This is a genomic window from Azohydromonas australica DSM 1124 (genome assembly GCF_000430725.1).
In the GTDB taxonomy this organism is placed as follows: domain Bacteria; phylum Pseudomonadota; class Gammaproteobacteria; order Burkholderiales; family Burkholderiaceae_C; genus Azohydromonas; species Azohydromonas australica.
This window is the reverse complement of the sequence record NZ_AUMO01000031.1, coordinates 68,989-84,951: the sequence shown is the minus strand read 5'-3', so window position 1 is coordinate 84,951 and position 15,963 is coordinate 68,989. Positions and strand designations below refer to the sequence as shown.

12 protein-coding genes are annotated in these 15,963 nt (G+C 71.9%); 7 read left to right on the top strand and 5 right to left on the bottom strand.

What is annotated here, in order from left to right:
- Positions 1-453: 453 nt before the first annotated feature.
- Positions 454-2,082 carry an MASE1 domain-containing protein gene (locus H537_RS48840; protein WP_051241690.1) on the top strand — a complete coding sequence of 543 codons (1,629 nt, stop codon included), beginning with the start codon at positions 454-456 and terminating at the stop codon, positions 2,080-2,082.
- Positions 2,083-2,103: 21 nt separating this feature from the next.
- On the opposite strand, the gene H537_RS48835 is transcribed toward H537_RS48840, so the two are convergent.
- The 3 genes from H537_RS48835 to H537_RS0103285 form a co-directional block, all read right to left on the bottom strand.
- A complete protein-coding gene (locus H537_RS48835; RefSeq protein WP_051241688.1) occupies positions 2,104-5,169 on the bottom strand; it encodes a hybrid sensor histidine kinase/response regulator in 3,066 nt (1,021 codons plus the stop codon).
- Positions 5,170-5,171: 2 nt separating this feature from the next.
- Positions 5,172-6,992 (bottom strand): sensor histidine kinase, encoded by a 1,821-nt coding sequence (locus H537_RS48830; RefSeq protein WP_028996750.1) that lies wholly within the window; start codon positions 6,990-6,992, stop codon positions 5,172-5,174.
- 152 nt (positions 6,993-7,144) lie between these two features.
- Positions 7,145-8,101 carry a CysB family HTH-type transcriptional regulator gene (locus tag H537_RS0103285; protein WP_028996749.1) on the bottom strand — a complete coding sequence of 319 codons (957 nt, stop codon included), beginning with the start codon at positions 8,099-8,101 and terminating at the stop codon, positions 7,145-7,147.
- Positions 8,102-8,316: 215 nt separating this feature from the next.
- Here H537_RS0103285 and modA point away from each other — a divergent pair, with 215 nt between their 5' ends.
- From modA to modC, 3 genes are read left to right on the top strand one after another with little or no spacing between them, the layout of a single operon-like run.
- Positions 8,317-9,129 carry a molybdate ABC transporter substrate-binding protein gene (modA, locus tag H537_RS40915; RefSeq protein WP_084150373.1) on the top strand — a complete coding sequence of 271 codons (813 nt, stop codon included), beginning with the start codon at positions 8,317-8,319 and terminating at the stop codon, positions 9,127-9,129.
- Positions 9,126-9,806: a molybdate ABC transporter permease subunit gene (gene modB, locus H537_RS0103275; RefSeq protein WP_028996748.1), complete on the top strand. Its 681-nt coding sequence runs from the start codon at positions 9,126-9,128 to the stop codon at positions 9,804-9,806. The genes modA and modB overlap by 4 nt, the downstream gene beginning before the upstream one ends.
- Positions 9,803-10,897 carry a molybdenum ABC transporter ATP-binding protein gene (gene modC / locus H537_RS0103270; protein ID WP_028996747.1) on the top strand — a complete coding sequence of 365 codons (1,095 nt, stop codon included), beginning with the start codon at positions 9,803-9,805 and terminating at the stop codon, positions 10,895-10,897. The genes modB and modC overlap by 4 nt, the downstream gene beginning before the upstream one ends.
- A gap of 9 nt (positions 10,898-10,906) precedes the next feature.
- Here the strand turns inward: modC and H537_RS0103265 are convergent, their stop codons facing one another.
- On the bottom strand, positions 10,907-12,685 hold the full coding sequence (locus tag H537_RS0103265; RefSeq protein ID WP_028996746.1) for a methyl-accepting chemotaxis protein: 1,779 nt from the start codon (positions 12,683-12,685) through the stop codon (positions 10,907-10,909).
- Positions 12,686-12,888: 203 nt separating this feature from the next.
- Here H537_RS0103265 and H537_RS40910 point away from each other — a divergent pair, with 203 nt between their 5' ends.
- Positions 12,889-13,572, top strand: a complete 684-nt coding sequence (locus H537_RS40910; protein ID WP_051241686.1) for a winged helix-turn-helix domain-containing protein — start codon at positions 12,889-12,891, stop codon at positions 13,570-13,572.
- Positions 13,573-13,588: 16 nt separating this feature from the next.
- Here the strand turns inward: H537_RS40910 and H537_RS48825 are convergent, their stop codons facing one another.
- Positions 13,589-13,981 carry a BLUF domain-containing protein gene (locus H537_RS48825; protein ID WP_051241685.1) on the bottom strand — a complete coding sequence of 131 codons (393 nt, stop codon included), beginning with the start codon at positions 13,979-13,981 and terminating at the stop codon, positions 13,589-13,591.
- A 229-nt stretch (positions 13,982-14,210) separates the two neighbouring features.
- On the opposite strand from H537_RS48825, the gene H537_RS40900 reads away from it, so the two are divergent.
- Together H537_RS40900 and H537_RS0103245 are read left to right on the top strand one after the other, a co-directional pair.
- Positions 14,211-15,311 (top strand): RNA methyltransferase, encoded by a 1,101-nt coding sequence (locus H537_RS40900; RefSeq protein WP_051241683.1) that lies wholly within the window; start codon positions 14,211-14,213, stop codon positions 15,309-15,311.
- Positions 15,305-15,946, top strand: a complete 642-nt coding sequence (locus tag H537_RS0103245; protein WP_043458118.1) for a DsbA family oxidoreductase — start codon at positions 15,305-15,307, stop codon at positions 15,944-15,946. The genes H537_RS40900 and H537_RS0103245 overlap by 7 nt, the downstream gene beginning before the upstream one ends.
- The last annotated feature ends 17 nt before the right edge of the window (positions 15,947-15,963 follow it).

Below are 15,963 nucleotides of genomic sequence, written 5' to 3'. Positions count from 1 at the left end.
CGCCTGCATCGGCCAACGGCGCCAGACATTGACCCCGCGCAAGGGTTGTCGACGCGAGACTTCACATTCCGGACACAGAACCGTGCGCCGGCGCCTCGGCCGCAGACAAACATCTGCACCAGCAGCAAGTTTTCGGCTGGCCACGACAACGCCTCCCGATGGCCGACCTGTACAGTGCCGCGCAGCGCGCGCCTGCCCGCCGACGCGTGCCTGGAGTCAGCGGGAGGAAATTCAACCGCCATTGACTACCGATTCCGAAGCCATCGAATCGGGAAGGTCGCGGCCATCTACAGGCACATGGACCCCCCGGCAAGTCAGGTTGCCAAGGATCCAGTCCTGAAAACAGTCTAGACCTCACCGTATTTCTGCCGAGGCATGACAAAGGAATCGCATGCTCAGTATTTCCAGTAGACGAGCATCATGAATATGAGGGTAGCCAGGAGTTTGGTTTGGTTGTCTGTTTTCGTCGCGACTTACCTGCTGGGCGCCTGGGGAGGGCAGGCGCTCTTCATCGCGCCGGACCTGGGAGCCGCGCTGTGGCCGCCAAGCGGGCTGTTCCTGGCAGCACTGCTGCTGTGCGCCAATTCGCGGCGGCCCTGGTTCATCGTGGTCGGCGCGGTTACCGACTTCGTTGCCAGCTTCCTGATCTTCGGCTTTCCGGCTGGGCTGAGCGTCGCCATCGCGGTGGGAAACACGCTGGAGGCGGCCGCGGGCGCGTACCTCCTGCGGCGATGGACCGGGAGCGATTTCAGGCTGGAGGGCACGGCCTCGGTGTTCGCCTTCACGCTGCTGGCGGCCTTGGCAAGCCCGCTGCTGAGTACCGCCGTGGGCGGCACGGCCATGAGTTTCCACACCGGGCAACCGCTGCTGAGCGCCTGGAAACTCTGGTGGACGGGCGATGCGGTCGGCGTGCTGATTTTCACACCCTTGGTGCTGTTCCTTTTCAGGAAACAGCGCGCCGCTGTGCAGGACGATCCCCCCGCGGGCCTGGCGGAAATCATTCTCATGCTGTGCGTGCTGCTGCTGGGTGGACACGTTGTGTGGCTACCGCCTTATCCCAACGAATTCTTCTTATTACCCGTACTGATCTGGATCGCGCTGCGCGGTGAATTCCTGACCATCGTTTTCGCGAATTTCCTGGTGACCCTCCAGGCCGTGCTTTACACCCAGCATGGATATGGCTCCTTCGCCAGCGACCCGTCGCTGGAAACCCGCCAGCTCCTGACGCAGTCCTTCATCATGGCTGCGGCGCTGACCGGGCTGGTGCTGGCCGGCCAGGCCTGCCAGCGCCGCAAGTCGATCCTGGAGCTGCAGGCGGCGCGCAACGCGGCGGAGGCGGCCCTGGCGTCGGCCGAGAGGGCCAGGGCTTCCGCGGAGGAAGCCAGCCGGGTGAAGTCGCAGTTCCTGGCCAACATGAGCCACGAGTTCCGCACCCCGCTCAACGCCGTCATCGGCCTGAGCCACCTGCTGCACCAGCGTGCCATGCCTGCCGACATGGCGCGCTTCGTCACCCACATCCAGCACGCCGGCGAGCAGCTGCTGGCGCTGACCAACGACGTCCTCGACCTCTCTCGCATCGAGGCCGGCGAATTGCGTCTGGAGGACGTGCCGTTCGCGCTGATGCCGCTGCTCGATGCCGTGCAGGCGATGGTCCGGACGCAGGCGGATGCCAAGAGCCTGCCTCTGTGGCTGGATGTTGCGGCCGGCGTGCCGCCGCGGCTGGTCGGCGATCCGCTGCGGCTGCGCCAGGTGCTGCTCAACCTGCTGGGCAACGCGGTGAAGTTCACGGCGGCCGGCCAGGTGACGCTGCGCCTGGAAGTGGTGGCCCGCGAGGCCGGGTGGATACGGCTGCGCTTCGAGGTCGCCGACACGGGGATCGGCATCGCGGCCGAGCAGCAGCAGCGCATCTTCGAGCCCTTCGTCCAGGGCGACAGCTCCACGACGCGGCGCTTCGGCGGCACGGGCCTGGGCCTGTCGATCGTGCGCCGGCTGGTGGACCTGATGGGCGGCACTTTGCAGCTGCAAAGCCAGCCCGGGCAGGGCAGCGTCTTCAGCGTGGAGCTGCCCTTTCGCGTCGGTTGAGTCCCCGGCCGCCGGGCGCGCTCAGTCGCCCGGTGCCTGCCCCGCATAGCGCCGTATCGAATCCAGCGCCAGCGCCAGCGCCGAGTCCAGGCGTGCCAGGGCCTGCGGCAGCAGCGCGCCGCCGCGCGCGTCCCGCTCCAGGGCTTCGGCCGCCGAGGCCACGCCGTCCAGCGCCAGGCTGGCCGCCGCGCCCTTGAGCTTGTGCGCCAGCGCTGCGACCACGCCGGCCTCGGCGGTGCCGAGGGTGTGGACGCAGTCCGCGTACTCCTGTTCGAACAGGCGCAGGCAGCGGACGTAGAGCGCCGGGTCCCTCCAATACTGCAGGCCGCGCGCCGGGTCCAGGCCCGGGAAGTCGGCACCGGCATCGCCGGCCCGGCCGTCGGCAGCCGGCGGCGGCGCCGCGGCCGGGCGGGGCCCGTCGCGGCGTCCGGTGAGCCGCAGGATGACGTCCACGGCCGCGGCGACATTGATGGGCTTGGCGATGAAGTCGTCCATGCCGGTGGCCCGCGCCGTTTCCTGCTCGGACTGGAAAGCCCCCGCGGTCAGCGCCACCACCGGCAGCCGGGCCAGGGCCGGCGTGCGGCGGATGGCGCGCGTGGCCTCGTGGCCGTCCATGACCGGCATCTGCACGTCCATCAGCACGATGTCCACCGCCCCCTGGCGTGCGTGCAGCCACTCCAGCGCCTGCTGCCCGTCCTCCGCCAGCGACACCTGCGCCCCTTCGCTGCCGAAGATGCCCTGCGCCACCTCGCGGTTGATCTCGCTGTCGTCCACCACCAGCAGGTGCAGCCCCTGCAGCCGGCCCTGCCGGCCGCCGGCCGGGGCCTGCGCCGCCAGCTCGCCGCGCCCGTGCAGGACCTGCTGGACGGCGTTGAAGAGCGAGGACGTGGTCACGGGCTTGGGCAGTACCGCGTCGACCAGGCGGCTGTCCGGATGCGCCTGGAGCTCCTCGCGCGAGAACGCCGTGACCATCACCACGATCGGCTCGCGCACCCCGTTGCCGGCCTGGCGGATGGCACGCGCCACCGCCAGGCCGTCCATGTCCGGCATCTGCCAGTCCAGCAGCACCACGTCCGCCATCGCCCGGCGCGCCCGCCGCGCGAGCACCGCGTCGACGGCGGCCGAGCCGGACGCCACCATGTCGGCCTTCCAGCCCAGGTGCTCGGCCGTCTTGTGCAGGGCCTCGCGCGCCACGGCGCTGTCGTCGGCGATCAGCACTTCCAGGCCGGCCATCGCGGCGCCGGGCAGGGCCTCGGCCGGGACGACGGCCTCGCGCCGCAGCTGCACCGTGAACCAGAACTCGCTGCCGCTGCCCGGGATGCTGAGCAGGCCGATCTCGCCGCCCATCATCTCCACCAGCCGCCGGCAGATGGTCAGGCCCAAACCCGTGCCGCCGAAGCGGCGCGTGGTGGAGGCATCGGCCTGCGAGAAGGGCGCGAAGATCTCCCGCTGCTTCTGCGGCGTGATGCCGATGCCGGTGTCGCACACGAGGAAGCGCAGCGTGACCGCCTGCGTGTCCTGCGCATCGACGCGGATGTCCACGTCCACGTGCCCGCGATCGGTGAACTTGATCGCGTTGCCGGTCAGGTTGACGAGCACCTGCTCCAGGCGCAGCGCGTCGCCGCGCAGGTGGTCCACGCCGCGCGGGGGCGGGTGGATCACCAGCTCCAGGTTCTTGGCCCCGGCCGTGGCCGCCATGACGGTGGAGAGGTTGTCCAGCACGTCGGCCAGCTCGAAGGGCGCGTCTTCCAGCTCCAGGCGGCCGGCCTCGATCTTCGAGTAGTCCAGGACGTCGTTGATGATGCCCAGCAGCATGCGCCCGGCGTTGTGCACCTTGCGCACCAGCGTCCGCGCGGCGGCGCTCAGCTCCTCGCGCTCCAGCAGGTAGACCAGTCCCAGCACGGCGTTCATGGGCGTGCGGATCTCGTGGCTCATGTTGGCCAGGAAGTCGCTCTTGGCCCGGCTGGCGGCCAGCGCCTCGTCCGCGCGCCGGGCCAGCGCCTCGCCCAGCTGCGTCCGCTCGGCCAGCAGCCGCTGGATCGCGGCATGGGCGCGGGTGCGCTCGTCCAGCGCGGCGTGCTGGCGCTCGGCGGCGCGGTGGATCAGCACGGCGGCGATGCCGGTGAGCAGCACCAGCACGCCGCCCAGGGTGCACAGGATCACGGCGTTGTCCTGCCACTCGCCCAGGTAGTCCTGCGTGGCCACGCCGACCAGGATGTAGAAGGGGTAGTCCCGCAGCCGGCGGTAGGCATTGCTGCGCTCGATGCCGTCCAGCGGCGTGGTGGCGACGTAGGAGCCGCCTTCGGGCGCCGAGCGCAGCACCTGCTGCAGCTGCGCCGAGACGTTGCGGCTGCCCAGGGCATCGCGGGCTTCGGGATGGCGGTGCACCAGTGCCAGGTCCGCGGTGCGGATGGTGGCCGCGCCGTTCGGCCCCAGCGCGAGGCCGGACAAGTTTCGGCCCAGCTCCGCCGTCGCCAGGCTGGCGTACAGCACGCCGGCGAAGGCGCCGTCCGGTGCGTTGAGCCGGCGGGCCAGCACGATGACCCACTGCTGGGCAATGCGTGCCACCAGCGGCCCGGACACGATCAGCACCGGGGCCGCGCTATCGCGGGCACGGATGAAGAAGTCCCGGTCCGCCTGGCTGACCAGCGGCCCCTCGCCCACGCCGCCGTAGCGCACGACGCCGTCGGGCCCGGCCACGCGCAGGGCGAGCGCTTCCGGCAGCAGCGACTGCTGGTGCGCCAGGAAGCGGTTGAAGTCCTCGCCCCGCAAGCTGCCGTCCCTCACCCGGCTCTCGTACTCCCAGACCGCGGTGCGCAGCACGACGTCGGTCTTGTCGAACACGGCGCTGAGCTGGCGGTCCAGCAGCGTGGCGAAGTTCTGCGTGGCCAGCACGGCACGCTCGCGCACCTGCTGCCGCTCGTAGCCCAGCGCGTAGGCCAGCAGCGTGGCCACCAGCAGCGTGATGGTCGCCAGGAACAGCGCATACGGCTTCCAGCGCAGACGCCGCACCGGCGCGGGCGCGCCGGGCGGCTGCTCCAGGACCACGGCATCGTCGACGGCGGGAGGGGTCAGGTTGCCCGGCATGCTCAGGCCGCTGCGTCGAAGGGCAGGCTGACCTGGAGCACGGCACCGCGGCCGGGCTCGTCCTCCACGGCCAGCGTGCCGCCCAGCAGCCGCGCAAGCCGCCGTACGCGCGCCAGCCCCTGCTCGAAGGCGCCGTGCGCCCGCGGGACCGGGCCATCGGCCTGCGCGGCGGGGTTGTCGGCAGCCAGGCCGCCGGCCGCGGGTACTTCGAGCTGCAGCAGCAGCTGCTGTTGCCCGGCCGCGAGCGGGACGTGACGCACGCGCAGGCTCACGTCGCCGTGGTCGGTGACCCGCACGGCATGGGCCAGCAGGCCCAGCAGCAGGCGCCGGAGCTGGAACGCGTCGCCGCGCAGCCGCGGCGGCAGCTCCGGCGCGAGGTCCAGCTTCAGGCCCAGGCGCTTGCGGCGGGCTTCCGGCTCCACGGCCTCGCGCGCGGCGTCCAGCAGGGCCGGCAGCTCGAACACCTCGTGGCGCAGCCGGGCGCCGCCATCGGTACGGTGCGAGCGCTCCAGCGCGCCGGTGGCCAGCGCCAGCAGCCGCTGCCCGGCCTGCTCGATCTCGCGCACGTAGCGCAGCGCCTTGTCCGGCAGCTCCATTTGCCCCAGCAGCCGGCTCAGTCCGATGACGGCGTTCAGCGGCGTGCGGACCTCGTGGTTCATCTGGGCCAGGAACACGTCCCGGGCCTCGCCGGCGCGCAAGGCCTGCCCATGCAGCCGCCCCATCAGCGCCTGCAGCACCTCGTCGATGCGGGCCAGCTCGGCCGGCAGCCGCCGCGACGGCGGCGGCACCTCGGCGCCTTCGGCGATGCGATGCACGCGCTCCACGAAGCGGGCCAGCAGCCGCAGGAAGTAGGTGGACAGGGTCCAGGCCAGCGCCGTGGCCAGCAGCACCGTCAGCACCGCCGCCGTCCAGACGCCGTGGTGCAGCCCGGCATGGGCGAGCTCCAGCGCCTGCAGCGGCGTGCGCACCAGCGTCACCCAGCCGAAGCCCGCGAAGGGCGTGCTGCCGGGACTGGTGGCCCAGGCCGTGACGTAGTCGCGCCCGTCGGGCCAGCGCTGCACGCGCCAGCCGCGCGGCACCTCCTCGGCCAGCACGTGCAGCGGCAGCGCGTCGCCCAGCGCGCCGACCGGGCCCAGGCGCTGGCGCCCGTCGCTGCCGGTGATGAAGAGCTGCGCATCGCGCGTGGGAATGGCCCGGGCGAACAGCTCGATGCGCTCGCGCAGCCAGGGCCAGGACAGGTGCACCGCCACGACGCCGGCCAGCTGGCCGTCCTCGCGCAACGGGGCGGACAGGTCGATGAAACGCCAGGGCTCGCCGGCCTGCAGCGCCGGCAGCAGCCGCTGCAGCAGCTCCGCCTCGTGCACGTCGCCGTAGTGCAGCCGGTCCTGGGCCGCGCCCCACCACTCGCGTCCCGCCACGTTCATGCCCACCAGCCGGCCCGCCGAGGCGGCGAGCACCTTGCCATGCGCGTCCGTGACGCCGGCCCAGGCATGGCTGGGCTGGGCCTGCAGGCCGTTCATGAGCGCCTGCAGCAGCACGGGCTGGCGCAAGGCGCCGCTTTCCTCGACCAGTTGCGCCTGCGCCAGCAGCTCGCTGCCGAAGCGCCCCAGGTCCGTGTCGATGGCGGCCGCCACGCCCACGGCCTGCTGCAGGTTGAGCTCGCCGGCTGCGGCGCGCGCCTCGCGGTCGATCTGCTCCGAGCGCAGCGCCACAAGCCCGCCCGCTCCCAGCGCGCTCAACACGAAGGTCAGCAGCGTGAGCAGCGTGCGCAGGCCAGGCGCCCGCCGCGCGGCGGGCGCATCGGGCGCTGCAGGAATGGACAAGCCGGAAGGAGCAGAGCGCGGCATGGCGGAAGGAGGGACGGACCGGGCAAGCCCGTGCACGGGTCCCGGCCAAGCGGCAGCCGGAGCCCGGCAGCTTCAGGCAAGCCGTATTCCACGGCGTGAGCCAGCGCCCGCTCACGCCACGGGGTTCTTCACAGCTCGGCTTGCGCGGAAGGCTCCGCCGCCATCGCGCGCTCGACCTGTTCGCGGTTGAGCGGCGGCGCGAAGCAGTGGATGAAATCGAAGACAAAGCCGCGCAGGAAGCTGCCGCGGCGCACTGCCAGCCGCGTCATGTTGGTGGCGAAGAGGTGGCGCGCGTCCAGCACCGTCAGCCGCTGGTCGCGCTCCTCGTCGCAGGCGATGGCGGCGATGATCCCCACGCCCATGCCCAGCTCGACGTAGGTCTTGATCACGTCCGCATCCATGGCGGAGAGCACCACGTCGAACTTCAGCCCGCGCCGCTCGAAGGCCTCGTCGATGTGGCTGCGGCCGGTGTAGCCGGGCTCGTAGGTGACGATGGGGAAGGCCGCCAGCCGCTCCAGCGTCAGCAGCGCGCCCTGCGCCGCCTCCTGCGCCAGCGGATGGCCGGGCGGCACGATCACGGCGTGGGTCCACGAGTAGCACGGCAGCGCCACCAGCTCCGGGTAGCTCGCCAGCGCCTCGGTGGCCACGCCGATGTCGGCCTCGCCCTCGATCAGCAGCTCCGCCACTTGCTGCGGCGAGCCCTGCTTGAGCCGCAGCGCCACCTCGGGGTAGCGCTCGCTGAAGTCCCGCACCGCCGCCGGCAGCGCGTAGCGCGCCTGCGAGTGCGTGGCGGCGATGGTCAGCGTGCCCTTGCCCTGCGCGGCGAACTCCTGCCCGGCGCCACGGATGTTCTGCGCCTCCTGCAGCAGCCGCTCGATCATCGGCAGCACCATCTCGCCCGGCGGCGTCAGCCCCGTGAGGCGCTTGCCCACGCGCACGAAGAGCTCGATGCCGATCTCCTCTTCCAGCTCCCGGATCTGGCGGCTCACGCCGGGCTGCGAGGTGTGCAGCACTTCGGCCACCACGGTGAGGTTGAAGCCCTGGCGCACGGCTTCGCGCACGGAGCGCAATTGCTGAAGGTTCACGGTGAACAGCCCGTTTGTTTTGATGCGAATGGCGCATTTTCAAAGTTGTTTATGCGATTGCAGCGATCAAATCGGGCTATCCAAATTTGGTTTTCGCATATGAAATGCGAAAACTGGCCGGCGCTCCACGCCACCCGCTGTCGCGCAAGCCCTGACCATCCCGCGATGCCCCAGTGTTTTCCCGCATGATGGAGCCCTGTTTCAGGGGGTATGGCATGCCGGAACGGAAGACGGGGACAGGGGCGCTGGCGGCACTGCTGCTGGGCTTGATGGGTGCGGGCGCGACCGGCGCGGCCCGGGCCGACGAGGTGCTGGTGGCGGTGGCGGCCAACTTCAATGCGCCGCTGGCGCGCATCGCGCAGGGCTTCGAGGCCCGCACCGGCCACAAGCTCAAGGCGGCGGCGGCCAGCACCGGCAAGCTCTACGCGCAGATCGCCGCCGGCGCGCCCTTCGAGCTGCTGCTCTCGGCCGACGACGAGACCCCCGCGAAGCTGGAGGCCGAGGGCCGCGCCGTGCCCGGCAGCCGCTTCACCTACGCCATCGGCGAACTGGTGCTGTGGAGCGCGCAACCGGGCCTGGTGGACGCCCAGGGCGCCGTGCTGGGCTCCGACCGCTGGAAGCACCTGGCCATCGCCAATCCCAAGACCGCGCCCTACGGCCGCGCGGCGCTGGAGGTGCTGCGCGCGCGCGGGCTCGAAGCGGCGGCAGCGCCGCGGCTGGTCACGGCCGAGTCCATCGCCCAGGCACAACAGTTCACGGCCTCGGGCAACGCCGAGCTGGGCTTCCTCGCCTGGTCGCAGCTCTCCGTGCCGGGGCAGGCGCCCACGGGCTCCTGGTGGCGCGTGCCCGCGAGCCTGCACGAGGAGATCCGCCAGGACGCCGTGCTGCTCAAGCCCGGCCAGAACCGCCCGGCCGCCATCGCCCTGCTCGCCTACCTGAAGACCGAGCCGGCCAAGGCGGAGATCCGCGCCTGGGGCTACCGCGTTCCCGGCGAGGCCGCGGCGCCGGCGAAGCCGGGCAAGCCGTGACCGAGGCCGACTGGAGCGCCGTGCGCCTGACGGCGGCGTTGGCGGCCACGAGCACGGTGCTGCTGCTGCTGGTGGGTACCCCGCTGGCCTGGGCGCTGGCGCGCACGCGCTCGCGCCTGAAGCCCGTCGCGGCGGCGCTGGTGGCGATGCCGCTGGTGCTGCCGCCCACGGTGCTGGGTTTCTACCTGCTGATCTTCATGGGCCCGAACGGGCCGCTGGGGCAGCTGATGGACGCGCTGGGCTGGCAGCGGCTGCCCTTCAGCTTCGGCGGGCTGGTGGTGGCCTCGGTCATCTACTCCATGCCCTTCGTGGTGCAGCCGCTGCAGCAGGCCTTCGAGGCCATTCCCGAGCGCACGCTGGAGGCGGCCTCCACGCTGCGCGCCGGGCCGCTGGACCGCTTCTTCACCGTGGCGCTGCCGCTGGCGCGCCCGGGGCTGCTCACGGCCAGCGTGCTGGGCTTCGCGCACACGGTGGGCGAGTTCGGCGTGGTGCTGATGATCGGCGGCAACATCCCCGGGCAGACGCGGGTGCTGTCCATGGCCGTGTACGACCACGTGGAGGCCGGCGAGATCGCCGACGCGCACCGCCTGGCCGCCGGCATGGTGGCCTTCGCGCTCACGGTGCTGGTGGCGCTGTACCTGCTCAACCGCGCGCCGCGCGACGGGGGCCGCCCGTGATCGAGGCCAAGCTGCAGCTGCAGCGCCGCGACTTCTCGCTGGAGGTGGCGCTGGAGCTGCCCGCGCGCGGCGTCACGGCGCTGTTCGGCCCCTCGGGCTGCGGCAAGACCACGCTGCTGCGCGCCATTGCCGGGCTGGAGCGCGCGCAGGGGCGCGTGGCGATGGGCGAGGCGCTTTGGCAGGACGACGCGCGCGGCGTGTTCGTGCCCACGCACCGGCGCCCGCTGGGCTACGTGATCCAGGAGTCGGCGCTGTTCGCCCACCTGGACGTGCAAGGGAACCTCGCCTACGGACGCAAGCGCGCCGGCGACGCGGCGCAGCGCCTGGCGCTGGAGCCGGTGATCGAGCTGCTGGGCATCGGCGCGCTGATGCGCCGCCGCGTGGGCACCCTCTCCGGCGGCGAGCGCCAGCGCGTGGCCATCGCGCGGGCGCTGGCCACGGCGCCCGAGGCGCTGCTGATGGACGAGCCGCTGGCGGCGCTGGACGCGGCGCGCAAGGCGGAGATCCTCCCCTACCTGGAGCGGCTGCAGCGCGAGATGGCGCTGCCCATCCTTTACGTCACGCACTCGCTGGACGAGGTGGCACGCCTGGCCGACCACCTCGTGCTGCTGCAGGGCGGCCGTGTGCAGGCGGCCGGTCCGCTGGCCGAGCTGATGGCGCGCACTGATTTGCCGGCGCTGGTGCGCCGCGGCGTCCCGGGCGCGCCGGACGAGGCCGGCGTGGTGATCGAGGCGCAGGTGCTGGAGCGCGACGAGGCTTACGGGCTGGTGCGCATCGGCTTCAGCAGCGGCGCGCTGTGGGTGGGCGAGGCGCCGGGCATGGCCCTTGGGCAGCGCGTGCGCGCGCACGTGCTGGCACGCGACGTGAGCCTGGCGCGCGTGCCGCCGCAGGAAAGCACCATCGTCAACGTGCTGCCCGCCCTGGTGGAGCAGGTGCAGGCCGACCGTGGCACCGCGCTGCTGCAGCTGGCCGTCGGCGGCCTGGGCGGCACGCGGCTGCTGGCGCGCATCACGCGCCGCAGCTGCGAAAGCCTCGCGCTGAAGCCAGGCGACGAGGTGTTCGCACAGATCAAGGGCGTGGCGCTGATGTAGGGACGCAGGTCAGAAGCTCGTCCAGTCGTCCGACCCCGACGGCGCCTGGGCCTGCAGCGCCATCGGGCGCCCGGCCCGAACGGCGGCCGCGCGCTTGGGCTCCCGCGGCTTGACCTCGGTGCCACGGCGCAGCGCTTGCGGTCTGGCTGCCGCCACGCGCGCCGGTGCCAACGTCTCAGCCAAGGCCGGAGCAGCCACCTCGGCCATCGCCGAATGGCTGAAGCCCGAGGTCGCCAGCCGGAACACCGACACCGCCTCCACAAGGCGCTGCGCCTGCTGCCGCAGGCTTTCCGCCGCGGCCGCGCTTTCCTCCACCAGCGCCGCGTTCTGCTGCGTGGCCTGGTCCATCTGCGCCACGGCCTCGCCCACCTGCGCCACACCCTTGCTCTGCTCGCTGCTGGCGCTGTTGATCTCGCCCATGAGGTCCGTGACACGCTGGATGGACGTCACCACCTCGGCCATGGTCCGGCCGGCCTGGTCGGCCAGCACCGAGCCGTCGCCCACGCGCTGCACGCTGTCGGTGATGAGCGCCTTGATCTCCTTGGCCGCCTCGGCGCTGCGCTGCGCCAGCGTGCGCACCTCGCCGGCCACCACGGCGAAGCCGCGGCCCTGCTCGCCGGCGCGCGCGGCCTCGACCGCGGCATTGAGCGCCAGGATGTTGGTCTGGAACGCGATGCTGTCGATCACGCCGATGATGTCGGCGATCTTCTTGGAGCTGTCCTCGATGCCGCGCATGGTCTGCACCACCTGCGCCACCACCTCGCCGCCCTTGACCGCCACGGCCGAGGCGCCCTGCGCGAGCTGGTCGGCCTGGCCGGCGTTGTCGGCGTTGTGGCGCACCGTGCTGCCGAGCTCGTCCATCGAGGCGGCGGTTTCCTGCAGCGCCGAGGCCTGCTGCTCGGTGCGTTGGCTCAGGTCCTGGTTGCCCTGCGCGATCTGCGCGCTGGCCGTGGCCACGCCTTCGGCGTTGCGCCGCACCTCGCCCACCGTGCGCTCCAGGTTGTCGCGCATGGTCTTCATCGCGGCCATCAGGCTGCGGTCGTCGCCGGGGCGGCAGTTCAGGTCCACGGCCAGGTTGCCCTGGGCGATCTCGCGCGCCACGCGGGCGGCCTCGCCAGGCTCGCCGCCGAGCTGCCGGGTGATGGAGGGCGTGATCGTCAGCGCCAGGCCACCGGCCAGCACCACCGCCACAAGGCAGGCGCCCAGCATCAGGTTGCGGCTGAGCGCGTAGGTGGCGGCGGCCTCGCGCACCGACTCGGCGGCCAGCGCGTTGCCGTGGTCGATGTAGGCAGTGACGCTCTTGACCAGCGCGGCCAGCAGCGGCCGGCACTCGGCGTTCATCTTCTCGATGGCCTGCTCGCGCTGCCCTTCGAGCGCCAGGCCCACGATGTTCAGCGCCAGCGGCCCGTAGCGCGTTTCGACGCTCTCGATCTCCCGGAACAGGCTGCGCTCCTGCTCGGAGGCCGCGGACAGCATCCCGCGCAGCCGGCTCATCGCGGCGTCCACCCGCTCGTGCGCTTTCATGACGGCCGCCTTCTCGGCGTCGCGGTCGGCCGGCGTCGTCACCAGCACCAAGTTGCGCGCGCTGATGGCCCGCGCGTCCGCGGCCGCCTGCGCCTGCCTCGCCAGCGCCAGGCGCGCCGCCACCTCGCCGGTGTAGCGCTCGAAGCTCTCGTGCTCCTGGCTGAGCACGCGCAACGACAGCACGCACACGGCAATGACCAGCAAGGCCAGCAGCGAGAAGCCCGCCGCCAGCTTCGATTTGACTGTCATGTCCTGCAGCTTCATCGGGTAGCCCCTCTCGTTAAAGCAGCTGGTGGTGTTGCAACCCCCTCCACCGAACTGCATGAAGTTGTCTGATTTGTCTCAATGTAGTGTCAGTTCTGACGAAAGTTTCCTTTTGAACGTGACATGTTTGTGAAAACCTCGTCATTTCAGATTCATGGTGACGTTGGACTTACGCCGCCCGGAGGCGCGTAACATTCAGCGCCGTGGACAACCCCAATACCCCAGCACCGGAGAGCGCCCTGGCCTGGGTCGGCCTGCACGGCACGGCTGTGCGGGTAGGCGAGTGGCCGGTGCGGCACTTCGAGGACAGCGACGACTTCCTGCTCTCGGGTCTTGCCCACCGGTTTGGCGCTTACGTGGTGGAGTCGCGCCAGCGCGGCGTGTCGGGGCTCGACCTGCTGCGGCTGGTGCGCCGGCGCAGCGATGCCGCGGTGCTGCTGCTCAGCGCCGAGCCCCTGCAGGACTTCGTGCCCGGGCTGCAGTCCGGAGCCGACATGGTGCTGGGCCTGGATGCTCCGCTGGAGCACGTGGCGGCGGCGCTGGCAGCGGTCGAGCGGCGCCGCGGTCAGGCGCAGGCGGCCACCGGCCACTGGACGCTGGACCGGCAGCAGCTGAAGCTGGTGGCCCCGGACGGCACCGAGATCGCGCTGACCGACAGCGACGCGGTGATCCTGCAGGCCTTCGCCGACGCGCCCGACCAGCGCGTACCGCGCGAGCTGCTGCTGCAGCGGCTGTGGGGGCCCGACGGCGCGGGCATGGACAACGCGCTGCACGCCACCGTGTACCGGCTGCGCAAGCGCATCGAGAAGAACGGCAGGCTGCTGTCGCCGCTGCAGGCGGTGGCGCGGGTGGGCTACGAGTTCCGGGCCCGGCTGCAGCAGGCCTGAGCGCGCGGCGGCGGACTCAGCAGCGCAGCGGCAGCTCCGCCAGCATCAGCTCCAGCACGCGCTGCGCGCGCTGCGGCGACACCGAGGTGGTTTGCAGCAGATCGTCGACCAGGTCGTCGGCGCCGGGCATTTCGAACAGTTCCATGTGCCAGTCCGCAAAGCGGCGCGCGGTCACGTCGCGGTCCAGCAACCGCCGCACCTGGCCGTGGCGGGGATCGGCCTGGATGCGCTCCATCAGCGCCTGCAGCGCCGGCGCCGGGCCTTCGATCAGCTGCGCGAAGCAGCCGCCGGTGAACATCAGCACCCCGGTGATGTCGGCCTGCCCGTTGTGGCGCCGCGAGTGCTCGTACAGCGTGCGAATGTCCGCCGGCTCGATCAGGCTGCGGCTGATGTAGAAGATCTGACGCAAGAGAGGCTCGGAAAAAGTTAAGCAAGCGAAGCAACTGCCGGGGCGCAGGCTAGCGCAGGGCATGGCGGTGAAGTCATCTGACGACCTCAGAGTTCTCAAAAAGTTAACGGTTCGTATGCAATCCAGGCTCGGCGAAGCCGCGGTCGCCGCCCGTGTCACGTGATCTGCCTACACTCCCGCCTCCCCGGCCCGCCGCCGGGCTTCCCGGTTGCCTTCCGCAGTTCACCCCATGCAAGTCGAAACCCTCCGCCAGCGCCTGCGCGCCCTGGGCGCGCGGCCCGTGCACGAGCAGCACCTGCTGCGCCTGTGGACGCGCGCGCTGCCGCTGGACACCACCACCGTGCGCCGCCCGGAGCACTGGCTGCCGGCCGAGGTCCGCGCCGCCCTGCCCGGGCTGCAGGCCGAGATCGCCGCGCTGGCGCGGCTGCGCTCCGCGCACCCGGGCGCCGACGGCTCCGTGCGGCTGCTGGTGGACCTCAACGACGGCCAGGCCGTGGAGAGCGTGCTGCTGCCGCGCGGCGGCGTGTGCGTGAGCACCCAGGTCGGCTGCGCCGTGGGCTGCGTGTTCTGCATGACCGGCCGCTCCGGGTTGCTGCGCCAGGTCGGCAGCGCGGAAATCGTGGCCCAGGTGGCCCTGGCGCGCGCGCAGCGCGACGTCAAGCGCGTGGTGTTCATGGGCATGGGCGAGCCGTCGCACAACCTGGACAACGTGCTCGAAGCGATCCAGCTGCTGGGCACGGCCGGCGGCATCGGCCACAAGGAGCTGGTGTTTTCGACGGTGGGCGACGAGCGCGCCTTCGAGCGGCTGCCCACCCTGGACGTGAAGCCGGCGCTGGCGCTGTCGCTGCACACCACCGACGCCGAGCTGCGCGAGCGGCTGCTGCCGCGCGCCCCGCGCATCGCGCCCGATGCGCTGGTGGAAGCCGCCGAGCGCTACGCGCGCCTCACCGGCTACCCGGTGCAGTTCCAGTGGACGCTGATCGAGGGCGTCAACGACAGCGACGCGGAGCTGGCCGGCATCGAGCGGCTGCTCAAGGGCAAGTACGCGATGATGAATCTCATCCCCTACAACAGCGTGGCCGAGCTGCCGTACCGGCGCCCGGACGGCGAGCGCGCCGCCGAGATGGCGCGCTGGCTCAACCGCCGCGGCATCCTCACCCGGCTGCGCAACTCCGCCGGGCAGGACGTGGACGGCGGCTGCGGCCAGCTCCGCGCCCGCGCCCTGGGCGGCGAGACCGCCGTGGCCGTGCACCGGCGCCGCCCCGCGCAAGACCTCCCCGCCCCGGCCGCCACGGCGGCCACGAACACCCCACAGGAATCCGCATGCTGAAGATCGACTTCGTCTCCGACGTCGCCTGCCCCTGGTGCGCCGTCGGCCTGTACTCGCTGCAGGAGGCACTGCGCCGCCTGCCCGACCAGGCCGTGGAGCTGCGCCTGCAGCCCTTCGAGCTCAACCCCGCGATGGGCCCGGAGGGCGAGGACAGCACCGAGCACCTCGCGCGCAAGTACGGCCGCACGCCGGCGCAGCTGGAGGAGTCGCGCGCCCACCTGCGCCAGCGCGGCGCGGAGGTCGGCTTCAGCTTCGGCCCGCGCACCCGCATCTGGAACACCTTCGACGCCCACCGCCTGCTGCACTGGGCCGGCGAGCAGGGACGCCAGGTCGAGCTCAAGCGCGCGCTGCTCAAGGCCTACCAGGCCGACGACCGGAACCCCTCCGACCCCGCGGTGCTGCTGGACGCGGCGCGCGAGGCGGGCCTGGACGCGGACACGGCGCGGCAGGTGCTGGAGCAAGGGCGCTACGCCGAAGAGGTGCGCGCGCAGGAGCGCCACTGGCAGGAGATGGGCATCCAGTCCGTGCCCTCGGTGATCGTCAACGACCGCTACCTGATCCAGGGCGCGCAGCCGCCCGAGGCCTTCGAGCAGGCGCTGCGGCGCATCGCGGAAGAGGACACGCAGGCGGGCTGAGACGGGGCTGGACCGCA